At 49.1% G+C, this 16673-nt stretch carries 17 protein-coding genes; 4 read left to right on the forward strand and 13 right to left on the reverse strand.

Annotated features, from left to right (window positions below; translation table 11 throughout):
- Window positions 1–365 precede the first annotated feature (365 nt).
- The 12 genes from DESLBE_RS06880 to DESLBE_RS06935 all read right to left on the reverse strand — a co-directional run bounded on the left by DESLBE_RS06880 (window position 366) and on the right by DESLBE_RS06935 (window position 12420).
- Window positions 366–947 carry a TetR/AcrR family transcriptional regulator gene (locus DESLBE_RS06880; RefSeq protein WP_144675901.1) on the reverse strand — a complete coding sequence of 194 codons (582 nt, stop codon included), beginning with the start codon at window positions 945–947 and terminating at the stop codon, window positions 366–368.
- Window positions 948–1079: 132 nt separating this feature from the next.
- A complete protein-coding gene (locus DESLBE_RS06885; RefSeq protein ID WP_144675903.1) occupies window positions 1080–1853 on the reverse strand; it encodes a Uma2 family endonuclease in 774 nt (257 codons plus the stop codon).
- Window positions 1854–2033: 180 nt separating this feature from the next.
- Window positions 2034–2606 carry an HD family phosphohydrolase gene (locus tag DESLBE_RS06890; protein WP_144675905.1) on the reverse strand — a complete coding sequence of 191 codons (573 nt, stop codon included), beginning with the start codon at window positions 2604–2606 and terminating at the stop codon, window positions 2034–2036.
- Entirely contained in the window at window positions 2557–3276 is a 720-nt protein-coding gene (locus DESLBE_RS06895) for a putative ABC transporter permease (protein WP_144675907.1), read from the reverse strand. The genes DESLBE_RS06890 and DESLBE_RS06895 overlap by 50 nt, the downstream gene beginning before the upstream one ends.
- 189 nt (window positions 3277–3465) lie before the next feature.
- Window positions 3466–3648: a FaeA/PapI family transcriptional regulator gene (locus DESLBE_RS06900; RefSeq protein ID WP_005813931.1), complete on the reverse strand. Its 183-nt coding sequence runs from the start codon at window positions 3646–3648 to the stop codon at window positions 3466–3468.
- A 112-nt stretch (window positions 3649–3760) separates the two neighbouring features.
- Window positions 3761–5461, reverse strand: a complete 1701-nt coding sequence (locus DESLBE_RS06905) for a hypothetical protein (RefSeq protein WP_144675909.1) — start codon at window positions 5459–5461, stop codon at window positions 3761–3763.
- 34 nt (window positions 5462–5495) lie between these two features.
- Entirely contained in the window at window positions 5496–6644 is a 1149-nt protein-coding gene (locus DESLBE_RS06910; protein WP_144675911.1) for a hypothetical protein, read from the reverse strand.
- Window positions 6645–6830: 186 nt separating this feature from the next.
- Entirely contained in the window at window positions 6831–8555 is a 1725-nt protein-coding gene (locus tag DESLBE_RS06915) for an ABC transporter ATP-binding protein (protein ID WP_144675913.1), read from the reverse strand.
- Window positions 8552–9373, reverse strand: a complete 822-nt coding sequence (locus DESLBE_RS06920) for an ABC transporter ATP-binding protein (RefSeq protein ID WP_144675915.1) — start codon at window positions 9371–9373, stop codon at window positions 8552–8554. The genes DESLBE_RS06915 and DESLBE_RS06920 overlap by 4 nt, the downstream gene beginning before the upstream one ends.
- A 9-nt stretch (window positions 9374–9382) precedes the next feature.
- A complete protein-coding gene (locus DESLBE_RS06925; RefSeq protein WP_144675917.1) occupies window positions 9383–10396 on the reverse strand; it encodes an iron ABC transporter permease in 1014 nt (337 codons plus the stop codon).
- Window positions 10393–11418, reverse strand: coding sequence for an iron ABC transporter permease (locus DESLBE_RS06930; RefSeq protein ID WP_144675919.1), 1026 nt, complete (start codon window positions 11416–11418; stop codon window positions 10393–10395). The genes DESLBE_RS06925 and DESLBE_RS06930 overlap by 4 nt, the downstream gene beginning before the upstream one ends.
- A 21-nt stretch (window positions 11419–11439) precedes the next feature.
- Complete coding sequence (locus tag DESLBE_RS06935; protein WP_243131250.1) at window positions 11440–12420, reverse strand: ABC transporter substrate-binding protein; 981 nt, start codon at window positions 12418–12420, stop codon at window positions 11440–11442.
- Between the two features lie 310 nt (window positions 12421–12730).
- On the opposite strand from DESLBE_RS06935, the gene DESLBE_RS06940 reads away from it, so the two are divergent.
- From DESLBE_RS06940 to DESLBE_RS06950, 3 genes are all read left to right on the forward strand, one after another.
- Window positions 12731–13699, forward strand: a complete 969-nt coding sequence (locus tag DESLBE_RS06940) for an AraC family transcriptional regulator (protein WP_144675921.1) — start codon at window positions 12731–12733, stop codon at window positions 13697–13699.
- Window positions 13700–13875: 176 nt separating this feature from the next.
- Window positions 13876–14712: an AraC family transcriptional regulator gene (locus tag DESLBE_RS06945; protein ID WP_172625396.1), complete on the forward strand. Its 837-nt coding sequence runs from the start codon at window positions 13876–13878 to the stop codon at window positions 14710–14712.
- 134 nt (window positions 14713–14846) lie between these two features.
- Complete coding sequence (locus DESLBE_RS06950; RefSeq protein ID WP_144675925.1) at window positions 14847–15536, forward strand: ABC transporter substrate-binding protein; 690 nt, start codon at window positions 14847–14849, stop codon at window positions 15534–15536.
- A gap of 112 nt (window positions 15537–15648) precedes the next feature.
- Here the strand turns inward: DESLBE_RS06950 and tnpA are convergent, their stop codons facing one another.
- Window positions 15649–16104, reverse strand: a complete 456-nt coding sequence (tnpA, locus tag DESLBE_RS06955; protein ID WP_005816675.1) for an IS200/IS605-like element ISDha13 family transposase — start codon at window positions 16102–16104, stop codon at window positions 15649–15651.
- Between the two features lie 157 nt (window positions 16105–16261).
- On the opposite strand from tnpA, the gene DESLBE_RS06960 reads away from it, so the two are divergent.
- Window positions 16262–16660 (forward strand): hypothetical protein, encoded by a 399-nt coding sequence (locus DESLBE_RS06960; protein WP_348981681.1) that lies wholly within the window; start codon window positions 16262–16264, stop codon window positions 16658–16660.
- The last annotated feature ends 13 nt before the right edge of the window (window positions 16661–16673 follow it).

A 16673-nucleotide genomic window follows, 5' to 3' on the forward strand; every position in this document is an offset into this window, starting at 1 on the left:
ATCTTCAATAATCTCATTAAAAGATGACGAGATTTTACCGATAAAGCCAAGATCCTTAAATTCGGCAAGGCTTGAATAATCCCCTTCTCTGAACTGAAGGATTTGCTTTTCAAATTTGGCTAACAATTTTTTGTTGGCAAAACCGGAGAAAATGGCAATAATGCCGTAACCGACGGTACGATCAGCAAAAGCAAAGGGATAATATACCAAATATCAAGAATTCGCCAAAGAATAACCCCTAAACCCAAGCTCAATAAAAGATTGACCATGAATGAGATAAATTTAAAATTGCCTATAAATTTTTTGTAATTCATTTTAAATTTCATAGTTCATTGCTAATAAACATCTTAATTGCTGATAAACACCTAATTGCTGAATAAAACCTTTATAGCAGACAATGATGCTACAGCATCCTTTTGCTCCTCCGCCAGCATGATATGAATGGAAGTACCAAATAATGCACCCAGGGTAATCCTGGATAATAGTGACGGCGAATAGCCTTCACTATTTTGTGTTGGGGCAATATCCTTGATAATGTATTTTTCAATCAATGCTGTAGAGTCGTCGAAAAGCTGGCGAAGAGGTTCCCTGAAGGTATCGGACCAAAGAGCCATGCTGGTCACATCAAAGAGCAGCTTGAACAATCCCGGATTCTTGAGAAGCGTGTCCTGAAAAAACTCGATCAGGCAGGCCCTTTTCTCTTCTTCCGATTTGCCTTGGCTTAATTTATCTTCTAATTCCTGCAAATAGCGTTGAGCCAAAGCCCTGATGACCTCAATGAATAATCCCTCTTTGTTTTTATAGTAATAATTGACCTGACTCAGGACGACTCCGGCCTCATCGGCTATATCCCGCAGGGAAACACTGGCATAGCCCTTTGTGGATATACATAGGACAGCTGCATTGAGGATTTTTTCAGACTGACCGATTTCTTTCTTTTCATACATAATGATTCGCTCCTCTGGGTGGATCTAAACACTACAGACTTAATTCGGACGTACGTATGATTTGAACTTAGCATGAAACTGCCAGAGAGTCAATTGCCTGCGCCATTATATTTAACCCTTAATCTGTTCCCCTCATTCGTACTCCGGCCTGTAAAACACCTTTGCCAAATCCAGATTCAAGCCGGGGAAATCAGGATGGGCAAACATATCCCCCGGACCACTGACAACTATCAGAACATAACGCTCATCTCTAAGCACAAAAGCTTCCAGGATGTTCTCTTCAGGATCAACAAGCCAATAATGGGGAATCCCTGCCCGGCGGTAAATCTCCAACTTGCGGAGACGGTCTTTCCGGCGATTGGAGGGTGACATGACTTCCACCACCAGATCACAGGGTCCGTCAATACGCTCCGGACGCATGATGCTTCTGCGGCTGCCGGAGATAAAAAGGATGTCCGGCTGCACTACATTCCTGGAGGTCAAGGTAACATCCAGAGGCGCCATAAACAGTTCACCCTCCGGATCAAAGCCTTCAAAGAAATCAGCCAGCTGCCGGGACAAAGCAAACACAACCCTCTGATGATGGGTGGTCGGTGACGGTTCCCTGATCAACATCCCTTCCAGCACTTCGAACCGGTAGCCCGGTTCTTCCGGAATTCTGACATAATCTTCATATGTATACTCGCCTTGTTTGGCATAACCAAAGCTTTCTTCTTTGACAGGCAGGTCTTCTGCAGATATCTTGCCTGCGGTCAGAGCCGCCAGCACAGCCTCTTTTTCATAGCGGTATTGTTTTTTGCCCAACTCCATAACAGGTATCTTTTTTTGCCGGGTATATCTCCAGACTGTATCCACCGACAAGTTCAGCATTTCCGCCACTTCCTGGGCCGTCAGCAAACTACCCATAGAGCCGCCTCCCTTATCTTTTATCAGTATAATTATACAACTGGAAACAACTATAATCAATTATGATCAATTAAAACCAACTTTATAAATACAGGACTCTGCCTTTTAAGTATAAAATATTTTATATCACCTTATATCACCGCTCTAAAAAACAAGCGATGGCAGAAAAATCTCCATTGCTTATTCCGTCAATTCTTCCCTAACATGAGTCAGCTTTTCCGGAACCTCCCATTGATTATATAATTTCTTCTTCAGGCTGCCGTTCTTTATTTCTTTTCCTAGTCGGAGAGTTTCCAACAACGCCCAATATTTATCGATCAGTGCTATGATGAGAGCTTCTTTATATTTGGGGGGCGTCACAGTCAAAGGCCACATATGCCTAAGGATAATGTCCTTTTCCCGATCATTTAACTCAAAAAGCTCATAGGCATTTTCCAGAGCCGTCAGGGGATGGGTAAACCCGTGCAAACCATTGTCAGGTTTGGTGGTATGCCAGTCATACAGGAAGAAATCATGCAGCATTCCTCCTCTGGCAGCCGAACGCCAATCAAGCCCCAGCAGCCTGCAGACTTTATACCCGGTGTAAGATACGTATAAACTGTGTTCCAGGCAGGTTGTCCGGCCATGCTGGATGAAGTCTTCCATCATCAGGACTGATTCATGATCCAACAAACCCTGAAGGCACTCCTTATATTCAGCCAAACTATTGAAATTTGCTCTTGAGCTCAGTCTTGAGCTTATCCACTTTTTCATTGAGGATGCTCCTTACATCACGATTGATGATGTCGGCATTTAAAATGAGCAGGCGTGGGAAAGCCTGAAAAATGCGCCTGTAACGAAGAATTTTCTCATAGTATTTAAGCAGTGAAAAGCTGCTGTGGTTTAGAATGGCATTGCGTAAGTCTAAAGTATCGGCTACTGATTTAATTGTATCGACGAGGAAATAGACAAAGAGCAATGCGGAGAGAGCTATTTTGATCTCTGACGGTATGAAGAGAACGAGCCCGGCGATCCCGGGATGAACGATTTCCAGCAGAACCAAGGCCAGCACTCCCCACAAAAGGGAGTACTTCAGGCAAATATAGCCGTGGAGGTTAGCAAAATCTTCACTGTAATCCCACCATTTGCAATGGAATACTTTTTCCAGCATAAACCCGGTAATGTATTCAAGCGTCGTGACCAGGATAACCGCCACAGCAATGCTGGCGATACCTGCTGCTAAGGCGCCAGAGAAAATCGTTCCTACCCAGGTTGAGGATACTATAATTAAAACGGCACCCAAACCATAGATGGGACAAAAAAATCCATTTAAAAATCCGCGATTGACAAATTTCTTGTGCGTAATACTGGCATAGATCGTTTCCATAATCCATCCTAAACAGGAATAACAAGCGAAGAGCAAAAAGATATCCAAGTAATTCATAACTCCGGTTTCCTTTCTTTTTACGCAGCTTTGTATTATGGAAATTTAATTCGGACGTATGTACGAATTGATTTTAACATAAAACTGCCGGAGATTCAAATGGTGCACCGGTGCAACATTTGAATTTTCTTCCCCCCTCAAAAATTACACCCCCTCAAAACTTCAGTCTGAGGGGGATTGCTTACTTGTCTAGGCTTTATTGATTTCCCAAAAGCATCGTTTCGGTGAAACGATTTTCTCCTCTTTCTTGAGGGTATTCATAACCTTTTCAACCTCTTTCTTATCAATCCCCGTGGCTTCTGCCACATCTCCGGTGCGGGCCGGTTGCTCAGCCTTGGCGAAGAAGTCCAAGACGGCCTTATAATTATCCATTTGAAGTCCCCCTGTTTTTTCGTTTTTTGAGATTGCTTCGCTTGAATCCGACTGCTGTAATTGTGGAATATTATAACACAGAACTTCAGAATTTATAAATATTCATAGGGTTTTACAATTTAAGTTTGTTCAGCTCATCCCGGAAAGCCGGCCTTCTGGGGTACTTGAGAAGCAGGCTCTGCACCACATCCCGGGCTTCTTTTTTTCCGCCTGCCTTCTGCAGTGTCCGGATAGTGGCACAGACTCCCCGATAATGACTGCGGGTATTGGCAAGGGCTGCAGCCTGTTCAATATTGTGCTGAAAGATCCGGCAGACCTCTTCCCGGTATTCAGCCATCAGATATTTATAATACGAATCGATACTGTGGGGATTGGCAAAGACATATTGCATGAGTCTCTCCCACTCCTGCTCTTCCACCAGGATCTGGGCGTATATTCCCCGGTGATCCCTCTTTCTCCCGGCCAAACGCTCAATCAGCTTCGGATAGACATCAGACCATTGATCTGTGGAATAGGTACTTTTCAGATCCTGATAATGCTGGAAGCTTCCCTCCTCCACAAACTCCAGAGCCAGGCTGCGCCGATTATCCAACTGACCGGTACGGATATAGGATTGGTAGCGATGTTCCCTCCAGCGATTCAGCAGTCCGGAGTAGCCTTTATCCTTTTCTTCCCCTTCCAGGCAAAGCTGGATGATTCTTGCTTCATCCCCTTCCCCCATAGCCTGATGAATGGCCATTTCCCTGAATTTGCTGTAGTTCAGATGCTTATTGAGAAAAGCAGTGGCTTGGGCCTCCCCTTCAAATCGGCAATGCAGTTCATATTGAATCAGGAGGATGTTTTCGTTCAGATATTCCGAAGTCCAAGAGTCTTTTTGACTGGCGGTTATAAGTTTCTTCAGGCAATTCTCCATACGCTCTCTTTCCGCCGGTGTAACGATAAACCCGGCACTGCGCCGGAGAAGATCGATTTGGCAGTCGATCCACCCTCGATAACGCCTGTTATCCGCTTCTTCCATGATGAGTGCGAAAATCTCTTTCCGCTCGGTCTCGGTGAGATCCTCCAGCTCCTCCCTCACTTCATCCAGCACCTCAAATCCGTCTCCCACCGCTACGCCAATTCCACCGTCGGAGTCGTCACCATATTGAGTCATATCCACCGCTTCCCCGATCACCAGCAAGGCTAAGCGAACGGCTTGCACCGCCTTGCCCTTGCCCAAGACATCCCTGCTTTTTTCCAGAACCAGCTCTGTTCCCTTTAAAGCTTCCCACATCTGGTCGTACCCAATAAATCCATGGCGGTCCGAATTCTTATCGATATAGCTCTGAATCAGCTTACGGCAGCGCTTGACCTCCTGTTGATCGTTTTCGTCACCGAAGGCCAACTCAATTCTGGTTTTTAATTCCTCGGACTCTTCAGCCAACATAAGCAAAAAATCAGCCAACGCTTCTTGAGAAGCCTTCTCCAGCATTTTCTTGATGGCCTCCTTTTTGGGGTCCTGCCGGCTTTTCGGCATCGGAATAACTTGCTGCTCCTGAACCTCTGATTTCCTTTCCCGTAAGGCAAAATAGACAGCTGCTTCGTGTTTGCAGAACTCACCCAGGTCATAGGGACAGTCACACTCACTGGCTAGAATAGTGTTATCTTCAGCCAATTCTACATAGATCCGATATCGGGCATTTCCCTCCACCTCAGCCTGATAAAGGCCGGCTTCCGTTTCTTTTAAAGAACGGATATGACCATCCTGATAGTATTGATACCCTCTCTCCAGGATCTTCTTTTCCATCTCATGCTCAAAGCTATCCAAATTCATGATTCTGCGCCCTTCTTTTTGTTCACTTAGTGCCTCAATCAAAATACTTCTGATACTTCAAAAACTCATCCTCTGCCAATACATCCAGCTTACCGCCGGTCTGCTGCAGGATTACTTCACGGCAAAGTCCCATGCGGTGCAGCATGGGGGCGATGATCGAGTTGGTCTGCTGCAGGTAGGCGGATATATCCTCAACGCTGATGGGCAGTTTATAACCTTGAGGGCTGCTGGCCAGAACGACCCGGGCATCCCTTAAGGGAGCGACGATTTTCCGATACAAAAAATCTTTGCTGAGCCGGGTATCGGCATATTTAGAAAGCACGGACAAGATCTGCTTTGAAGTAATAAATTTATAGGGATTGCCGTATTGGGCTTCAAAAATCAAATACTTGAGAAAGCTGACCTGGAGGCGTTTCTCCAGCTCCCCATCCCTCTCGTGTTCGCGGATATACCCTCTGGCCTTGCGGAAAGCCAGGTTGGCAATCTCTTGGTTGAAGCGGCTGTTGTCGGCGGCGGGATTCAGGTTCACAGCATTGTCACCGGGAATCTTTTCAATGTTGAGGATTTTCCAATAGAGGATATTCAGATAATCCCCAGTATTTTCTCCATGGAGCTGTTTACCCACCGTTCCGCCGAGCCATTCTGCCAGTTGCGCCGGTCCGCTGTGCCGGCTGGCCACGAAATCAAAATCATACTGGTCAAACAGATTCTGTACCGGCCGCTCTCTTCCGACATAGTCCTTAAATCCGGCCTGAAATTCAGAACGTCCTGTTGGCTCTTCCGCAATCTGCAGTTTCGGATAAGCATGATAGAGATTTTTATAGAGCTGATCATAAAGATGCTTGACAAAGGCCCCTTTAAAGTTGGTCACGGGAACATCCCGAAAGAAACGGCCTTTGTCGGCAATTAAAAAAATCAGATTAAAATCCAGGGGGATCAGCTCATTCAAAACCTTGACCCGCAGTTGCTCCTCCTCAGTGAAGCCGATCTTCTCCAGGGATTTTTCCAACTGGGGAATAGCTGAGTTGGCCACGATGACCGCGCACACAATGTAGAACTTAGAAGTATCCTCTTGGCCGAAATCGAATCCGAAATCCCCCCACTCTTTTATGAAAGCGGTGCGTCCAGGCTGATCGTTCACTTCTGCCCTGTTCAAATCATCCAATGAGATTTGTTGTTTCATGTGTACCTCCCCCGCTTTTTACAGCTTTACCCGGGAATTTTTGCAATTATTCTCCAGGCCCTTGTCATATTCCTGCTTATACCAATTCTATCTCCTGCCTACCCTCTTATTTACTGCCTAAAGTAAACCCGGCAGGCGTCGTGAAGACACTGCCGGGTTATTTATTAACACATGCCTCGTTAGCGCTTAGGATGCCTGGGTCGCATACAGCCGTGCATAAATGCCCCCACGCCGGATCAGCTCATCATGGGTGCCCATTTCCGCGATGCCGGTCCCTTCCAGCACTACGATCGAATCCGCATGCCGGATGGTGGACAGCCTATGGGCAATAATCAATGTAGTTCTTTCTCTGGAGATTTCATCCAAGGCCCTTTGAATTTCCTTCTCGGTGCTGATATCCAAAGCCGAGGTGGCTTCATCCAGAATAAGAATAGGGGAATTTCTCAGGATCGCTCTGGCAATGGAAAGGCGCTGCTTTTGCCCACCGGAAAGCCGCACACCCCGCTCGCCGATCACCGTAGCATAACCGTTTTCCAATCCTTCAATAAAGCCATGGGCATTGGCCGCCTTGGCTGCGGCAACCACCTGCTCCTGGGTGGCATTTTTCCAGCCATAGACGATATTGTCATACACCGTTCCGTTAAAGAGAAAGGTATCCTGCAGCACCATGGAAATATTGTCCCGCAGGCTGGATAAGGTCACATCCCGGATATTCACTCCGTCGATGAGCAGCGTTCCCTTCTGAGGATCGTAGAAGCGGTTGACCAGGCTGGCAATCGTAGTCTTCCCCACCCCTGTGGTGCCTACCAGAGCCACCGTTTGCCCGGGTGAAATCTTAAGATGAATATTCTCCAGGATGGGAAGCTGCGGATTATAGGCAAAGGAGATTCCTTTAAATTGTATCTCTCCCTTGACCCGGGGAAGGGTTTTCGCCCCTCGTTTTTCCTTTACATCCGGCACTTCGTCCATGACCTCAAAGACTCTTCGGCATCCGGCCGTGGCCTCCCCGGCTATCTCCATAAGTCCGGCCAGGCTTCTGACCAGATTATAAAACATGCTCAGATACATCACAAAACCGACAATATCCGCGATAGCCAGCTCCCCCAGGGCGACAAGGCGCCCGCCGCCAATAATAATGCCGACAGTACCCAGGGCGGTGATGAAGGCCAGCAGTGGATAGGTGGTCTCAAAGAAGAAACTGGCCCGCAAATAAGCCCTGGTATGGCGCAGGGATATGCCGGCGATTTTGGCTTCTTCCTGGGATTGCCGATTGAAAATCTGAATCTCCTTGATACCGGATAGGTTATCCTGAACCGTTCCGGAGAGCTCCCCCCGTACTTTAGCATTTTCTTGCCAAAGGGGCGCAAGGTATTTGCTCTGCCACAGAGTGATGGCCAGCAGGAAAGGAATCGTGGCCAGACTTAACAGGGCCAGTTTGATATTAATGGTTAAAAGGAGAATGCCCACTCCCACAAAGGTCAACCCATTGACCACAAAATCCGGAATAACATGGGCCAGCAGAACCTCTGCCTCCATGGCATCGTTCACCACCCGGCCGGTCAAATCCCCGGTACGGCTTTTGTTAAAATAGCGCAGGCTCATATGCTGGAGCTTGCTGTAAAGCTGAGTCCGCAGATCGGCCACATAATGCAGAGCAGCATAATGATTCATATAACCGGAGACGGATTTTCCCAAAGCCTGCAACGCTGTGGCCCCCAGCAGGAGCAGTCCGATCAACAAGGCCTGGGCCGCAAAATCCCCGCTGTTTCCTGTGGCCAGCTCAGTCAAATCACGCAGAGCCCAGGGAGAATAAAAACCTGCCAGAGTAGATACGACAATCCCTATAAACCCTACGATCAAGTGCAGCCAGTAAGCTTTTGCGCCTTTTAAGACCCGAAAGGCAATCTTCATATGGCCATTTCTCCTTTTCCCACCGGTTCCTCTCCCCGCAGCAGCTCATAGGTCAGACAGACCAAACGGCCGGTGCGGCTCTCCCGGACGATCTCCGCATCAATCGAGAAAACATCCTTTAATACCTCAGCCGCCATGACCTTGTCCGGGCTGCCATGCATAATGATCTTTCCGCCCCGGATGGCGATCATCGTGTCGGAGAATCGTGCCGCCAGATTCAAATCGTGGAGCACCATGACAATGGTAACTTTTTGCTGGCGATTCAGGTCATAGAGCAGCTCCAGGACTTCCAGCTGATGAGCCAGATCGAGATAAGTGGTGGGTTCATCCAGCAGAATCAAATCCGTTTGCTGGGCAAGGGCCATGGCGATCCACACCCGCTGACGCTGGCCACCGGAAAGAGTATCCACCTCCCGATTCTCCAGCTCAGATAATTTGGTCACCGCAAGGGCCCAGTGGATAATCTTTTTATCATCTGGGGTCAGCTTGCCGAAGCCCCGCTGGTGAGGAAAGCGCCCGTAAGCCACAAGCTCGCTGACCGTGAGACCGCTGGGCGCTGTAGGAGTCTGGGGAAGGATCGCCATCTTTTTCGCCACTTCCTTAGTGGAAAGCCGGCGGATATCCTCGCCGCTTAAATACACCACCCCGGTCCTGGGCTTGAGAATACGCCCCACAGCCTTGAGGACTGTGGATTTTCCGCAGCCATTGGGACCGATGATCGAGGTGATTTTTCCCCGGGGAATAGTCATATCCAGATCGCTGACGATCAGCGACTCATCATAGGCTATAGCCAGTTTTTCTGTGGAAATGCTGTTCATATTGACCTCCTAATTCGCTTTCGCCAACAGATACAAGAAGTAAGGGGTACTGAGAACTGTAATGACGATGCCCGTCGGCATATCCATGCCAAAGCTGATGGTCCGGGTGATGGTATCCGCCAGCAGGACCACCAATGCTCCCACAAGACAGGAGGCCGGCAGGAGCAGCTTATGGTTCGGACCCACCAGCTTCCTGGCCATATGGGGGGAGATCATGCCTACGAAGAAGAAATTGCCCCCAAGGGCCACGCTTCCCGAGGATAAGGCCACCGCCGCCAGGGCAAGCCCCAGGAACTTACGTTTTATGGCCACGCCAAGTCCTGTAGCCGTCTGGTTCCCCAGATGAAGGGTGTTGAGGACACGGGATTTATAAAGCACATAAGCGCAGAGGATTAGAGTCCAGGGAGCCAAAATGGCCAGATACTGCCAGTCATCCCCCCATAGGCTGCCCGCCTGCCAGCGCAGCATAAAGTCCATCTGATTCTGGTCCAGCTTCAGGGTAAGCAGGGTGGTCAAGGCCCCGTAACCGCTGGAAAGAGCCACACCGGTCAGGATCAGCCCCGTGGGGGACATATCCACGCCCCGGCGGTAGGACAGCAGGAAGATCAGAGCCGCCGCCGTAATTCCGCCGACAAAGGCCAGCAGGGGCAGGACAATGGCCGAGGACATCCCGGACAAAGAAAAGTAGACCACGAAAAACAGGACAAAAAGGCCGGAGCCGGCGCTGATCCCTAACGTTCCCGGGCTTGCCATATCATTGCGGAGGAGGCTTTGCATAATGCAGCCGGAGGCCCCCATGCCCAAGCCCACGAGAAGGGCCAGAACAATACGGGGCAGGCGAAACTCAAAGATGATCAGATGCTGCTTAGCCGTCCCCTGACCAAGGACCACATTCAGAACTTCTCCGGGAGACAGATTCATCTTTCCGGAATTGATGCCGATGACCGCAATGACCAGAATCAACACCAGCATAGTGAGCAGGATGAAGATTCCGCGCTTCATGGTAAAACGCTGCTTTCTCATTCAAACTCCCTCCTTTGCTTGCGGGCAAGATAAAGGAAGTAGGGCACACCGATCATCGCAAAAATAACGCCAAGGGGAGTTTCATAGGGTTTATTGAGCAACCGCCCCGCCAGATCTGCCGACACCGTCAGCAGAGCACCGTAGAGGCCGGATGCAGGAATAATATAACGATAATCCACCCCAACCAGATAGCGGATAATATGGGGGGTAATGAGCCCGACAAAACTGACCGGACCCACGACAATAACCGAAAGACCGGTGAGCACCAGCACGATCAGGGTGGACAGTCCTTTCACCAAGCCGGTCTTCAGCCCTAACCCAGTGGCTACATCTTCTCCCATACTCATCACCGTCACGGAAGGAGATAAGGCTACCGCTGCCAAAACCCCTCCGGCAAAGAAAGGGGCGATCATGGCCAGCTCGCTCCACTTGGTCCCGGCTGTCCCACCGGCTGTCCAGTAGAGAAGCTCATGCCCCAGATTATACCTGATGGATAGATACTGGGAAAAAGCTCCGAACAGCATGGAAATGGATAACCCCGCCAACACCAGGCGCTGAGGAGTCATACCGCCCCGGCCCAGGGAGGCGATGAAATAGGTTATTCCTGTGGCAACTGCTGCACCCAGACAAGAAAAAAGCATCAACTGTCCATAGGTGCGGCTGGGCAATAAGGCCATGGCCAGAGCCATGGCAAAAGTTGCTCCGGAGCTGATGCCCATCAGACCTGAATCGGCCAGAGGGTTTCTGGTAGTGCCTTGCATGAGGGCGCCGCAAATGGCCAGGCTGCACCCGACAATAATATCGGCCACGGTACGGGGAGAACGGAGGGTCTGGATGATCTGGTGCTCTGTCAAGGCGGGGTTGAAATCAAAGAACGCCCCCCAGGCCGTGGACAATTTCATGTCGGCAGCACCGAAAGAAATCGACGACGCCGACATGGGAACCAGCAGCCCAGCTCCCACCAGCATATATAAGGTAAAGAGCGCTGACCCTTTACGCCGCTTGGTCAAAGGCTGTTGCATGAACTATGTTCCTTTCGGAGGCTATTTTTTTAGTGTATTGAGGGCATCCACAATATAATCGAGCTGACCTGTTAAGCTCAGGACATCGGAATAATAGAACAGTCCGCTCAGCTTTCCGGGGATGGTGACCACATTGCCTGCCTGCACAGCAGGAATGCTCTTCCAGATCGGACTCCTTTCATATTCAGTGGGGGTCTCTTCTGCCCCGTTATCCTGGCGGAACCAGAGGACATAGTCGCCGAAATACTCTGCCGCCACTTCATAGCTTAAGCCGCCCCGGCCTTCCCCGGTCCTGGCAACGAGCTCTTCCAGTTTGGCAGGCTTCTGCAAGCCCAGGTAATTGTAGACCAGGGTCCCGCCCCTGGATCCTGTCTCATAATAAACCCCATAGGAACCGGAGCCCCAATCTTCGTTAATGCTGAAGGTCTTCCCGGCAAATTGCTCCCCATGCAAAGCCTTTTGCGCGGCGGCAAGTTTGGTCTCGAATTTCTCTACCACTGCTTTAGCCTCTGCCGTCCGGTCGGTGGCTTCACCAATGAAGGCAACCCGCTCCAGGGAATTTAGATCCCCCTCCGGAATGACCAGCACTGGAGCAATCTTATGGAAAGCGTCGTAGTCGTCCATCTTATAAGTAATAATCAGATCCGGATCAAGCTTTAAAATATCCTCCTGATCCCAGGTTTCGATCTTGGTGGTTGAGGCTAATTTCTCATAGAAAGGCATGGTTTCATGTTCCCAGCCATAATACCCCGCTACATTTAAGTCCAGAGCAAAAACATCGCCCACATACCAGTTGACGATGACCCGCTGTGGCTTAAGAGGAACTTCAATATCCCCCATCACCGTGCTGACTATGCGGGTGGTGCTTTCCGGTTCTATAGCCTTGTCATCAGGCTGTGCCGACGAGCCGGACGCAGCGTTGGAATTCTGGCAGCCTGCGGCCGTCAGCAGCAGAGCCATGCCCAGCATCATTGGTAGCAAGCGTTTCATCAGTGTTCTCATGTTTATCCTCCCTGGCATTCATCTTTATAACCAAGCCGGGCGCGCGCTGCCGGAGGAGTTAGCGTCAACTAACTCTTTTGTATCCTATCACGCTCGCATTTTTGCTGTCAATCATCCCCATAGAGCAGCAGGGAAACTCAACTGTTCCTGACCCCCTCGCCAATCCTCATTGAGCAAGGGATTTTTCCGGCTTCATGGCGATTCATTTTGGATTGCCCTTATCACGTTTTGGATTATATTTCAATTGAAAATCATTCTCAACATTTGCTATACTATATTCATTGAAAGAATAGAGCAGGGAGGGCTACTATTGACACCTACATATCAGCCGCTCGGCTGGGAAGCATGGGCAGAGCACTTCGGCTTTGCGATCAGACATCATAAGCATTACGCCCATTATACCCTGCCCTCCACCTGGAAAAACGGCTGGCTCAATGAAGTCCGACCTATGCCGGGCTTATACGCTTCCAGCGCTTGGTTTACCCCGGAAAAGACCCTGGACTATACCATGAACATCGCGCAGCCCTGCCTCTGGATTTTTTGCATTGACTGCGGTGATATCACTCTGACCCAGCGCGGCAAACCTGCCCGAAAACTGAGCCCCTTCACCCAATTATTCGTCAATACAGGCAAGCCCTTCCGTTTGACCTTTCCGGCCGGTGTTCACGCCTGCTTTACCAGTATCCTGATCTTCGACTCCTGCATCCAATCCTTTCTTGAAGCCCATGGCTTCAACTATCCGATTGGGGTCCAGGATGCCAAACAGTGGAAAACTCCCCATGTGGACAGTCCTAACGTCATGATGGTCATGGAGCAGATCCGCTGGGGTGTACGGGGGAACCGCCTGCCACCTCCAGCCTACCTGTGCAAAGCCATGGAGCTTTTGTGCATTTTCGCCCATAATCTGGATCAGGAACGGCATAAGCATACACGCCGCCACTATGTCACCTGGAACGATGAAATGAAACTCTACCGGGTCCGGGACCGGATCGACACGAACCCCCTTGAGCCTCCCTCTATAGAAGAGCTCTGTTATCTGGCGGAAATGTGTGAAAGCAAGCTGCGCATATCCTTCAAAAGCCTCTATGGCACGACCCTTTACGCCTACACCCGGGAGGCGGTCATGAAGCGGGCCATGCAGATGCTGGCCAATGATGAGCTGAATATCAAAAATATCGCCGCCCTGTGCGGGTATGAGAACCCGGCTAAATTTGCCGCAGCCTTCAAAGGAGTGCACGGCATCACTCCCAGCGATTTTCGCAAATGTTTTGGACTGTAAAAAGCAACAACTTCAATATAATAGACATATCATAATGGACATATCGTCTTAAGTACGAATTGAAGTGGAGCTATGCTATACTAAAGCATCAGAAAAGCCTAAAAACGTCATGTTTCGATAAATATCGATAAATACCGACAAAACAGCAAGGTCAGCGGAAAGGAGTTATGAACACTATGGCTATGGACATCGATGAACTTATCGAGTATTACTCTTATGCCCAGCCCTCATTGAAGGATACATACAGGGAATCCATGCCTCCTCAGGAGAAACTATACGGGCATTATACCAACTCATCAGGCAGCGGGCTGCTCATCCCCTTGAGCGGTAAAGCTTGCTACACCCTCAATGGCACCCCTTATGAGCTGAAGCCGGGGATCATCCTTCATGCCGGAGCCTATATGAATCTGGATAAGGAGATTATCAGCGACCAGACCTGGCATTACGTAGTGGTCCATTATAATATAGCCGAGCAAGACACCGCCCTTTTCCCTTGCTATGATTCTCATTTTCTGATCGAAACCGGAATCAATGCCAAGATCGCCAATTACGGGGAGCAGCTCAACAGAATTGAACATACCTACGGAAAATTGTCTTCCCTGCAGCTAAGAACGCTTTTTGCCGCCTTGCTGGAAGAGATTGTGACCTCCGCTATACGCTATCAACAACGGGATGATGAAAAAATCGTCGCTGATGCGGTTAATTTTATCCATGAGAATTACACAAAAGGTATCACCATCGGCCAGTTGGCAGAATTTTACGCTATAGACATCAAACGCTTCAGTTATCTTTTCCAGAAAAATGTCGGTGTCCCCGCCCTTGCCTATTTAACCCGGCTGCGCATAAACCATGCCAAGCGATTGCTGCAGACATCTTCCTACACAGTGGCGGAAATTGCTGAAAGCGTCGGCTATCATGACAGCTATTATTTCAGCAGATTGTTTAAAAAACAGACCGGCCACTCGCCGACCGGTTTTGCTATGTTGGACGCGAAAAAATCCATCACAGGTTAGAAAACGTCCATTTCCTTCCCTAAGCCAAGTTTGCTACAATAAATACGGTTCACGGGCTGACGAAAAAGCAGTTTTTTTTGAACCCAAAGTTAGCTCAAGCTAACTTCAACTAGCGAAAGAGGAGTTGCGTCTAAGTGAAATTCAAACCTTTGCAAAAATGGCTGGGCCTGAGCTTAAGTCTTTTCCTCACCCTGGGACTGAGCGCCTGCTCTCCATCCCCGGCAGCTCAACAGCCCGGGAACGGTTCCCCGGTCCAGTCAGGTGAAACGACACCACCGGCTTCTGCGGCAACAAGAACCACTTATCCTTTGGAAATCAACAATTTTGATGGGGAGGGCAATCCCTTCACTCAAGTCTTTGCCAAGGCTCCGGAACGGGTTGTCGCCACAACCCAGGCAAGCATTGAAATCCTGCTTAAGCTGGGTCTGGGTGATAAAATCGTCGGTGTTGCCAATATTATCAGTGATTTCCCTGAAGATATACGGGCTGAAGGGCAAGCCCTGCCTGTGATCGCCGATCAGTGGCCGCCCATGGAGCTGGTTTTGGGCGCATCCCCTGACCTGGTTATGGGCCGGGCTATGGACTTCCATGAAAGGGAATACGGACTGGGAACAGTGCAAGCTTACAACGATATAAAAATCAACAGCTACATCTGGGCCTCCAGCAGCTTGACCGGCTCTCCCACCATGGAAGATATCATCCGTGATATCCGTACCATCGGTCAAATCTTCGACGTTCAGGATAGAGCCAACGCCTATGCCGATGAGCTTCAAGGTAAGCTGGATAAAATCATCACCACCCGTCCAACGGGTGGTTTGCTCTGAGGCTATAAGCCTCTGTTACCGGCCAGCGCCTAAAGACGCTGGCTTTCACTTCGTTCAAGCTACTTTGCCTTTGCCACTTTTGCAGCCCCTAAAGGGACATTTGTATTGCTTACTACCCCTTGAAGGGGTCCTCATACTCCTTCACACTTAATTTATCCAGGGCTATATCATGCTTTTCTTGTTCTTGGATATACTTCGTTATGGTCGCTTCGTTTAGCCCTACTGTGCTCACATAATACCCTTCCGCCCAAAAATGACGATTGCCAAACTTATATTTCAAATTGGCATGTTTGTCGAATATCATTAACGCGCTTTTTCCCTTTAAATATCCCATAAAACTCGACACACTTATCTTGGGCGGGATACTTACTAACATGTGTACATGATCCGGCATGAGATGCCCCTCAATCACCTCTACTCCCTTATACCCACACAGTTGTTTTAGAATCTCTCCTATGCTTTCTCGATATTGATTATAGATTATTTTTCTTCTATACTTAGGAGTGAAGACGATATGATACTTGCACATCCATTTTGTATGCGCTAAGCTATACTCTTTGTTAGCCATGAAAACACCTTTCCTTCCGTTAATTTAGTAGCTTGAACATCTCTACTTTAACCGGAAAGGTGTTTTCTTTGTATAACTTTTTGTCGCCACCCGCGTAGCAGGTGGTTTTTTGTTTCGCTCTCGCTCAACAGGCTAAAGCCCATAAATCAAGGCTGCCCTGGAAGGCCAGCCCAGCGGCAAAACCGCTCTGATGATTACGGATTTTGACGGCAGTACCTATGGGCAATATGGCGCCAAAGCCAAGCTGCAAAATGACTTCCTGGCCAAACTTGGCTACACGAACGCTACTGAACAAGGGGGCACCGGCCTGGGCCTGGAAAACATGATCGCCATCAACCCCGACATCATTATCTACATCGACTATGTGGGCAGTGCCCTGAAAGCAGAGGAAGACGTCTCTAATCTACTCTCCCAGGCCCCACTGCAAAACATTCCGGCTATTGCCAACAAGGCCGTCTATCTTGTGCCGTTCAACGATATTATGGGCCATGGCTATTGTACCCTCGAGGGTCTGGCTAAACTGGCCGAAGAAATCTACCCGGGCTCTATGAATTAATCACTGAGCGGCA

The sequence above is a fragment of the Desulfitobacterium sp. LBE genome (assembly GCF_007830365.1).
GTDB lineage: Bacteria > Bacillota > Desulfitobacteriia > Desulfitobacteriales > Desulfitobacteriaceae > Desulfitobacterium > Desulfitobacterium hafniense.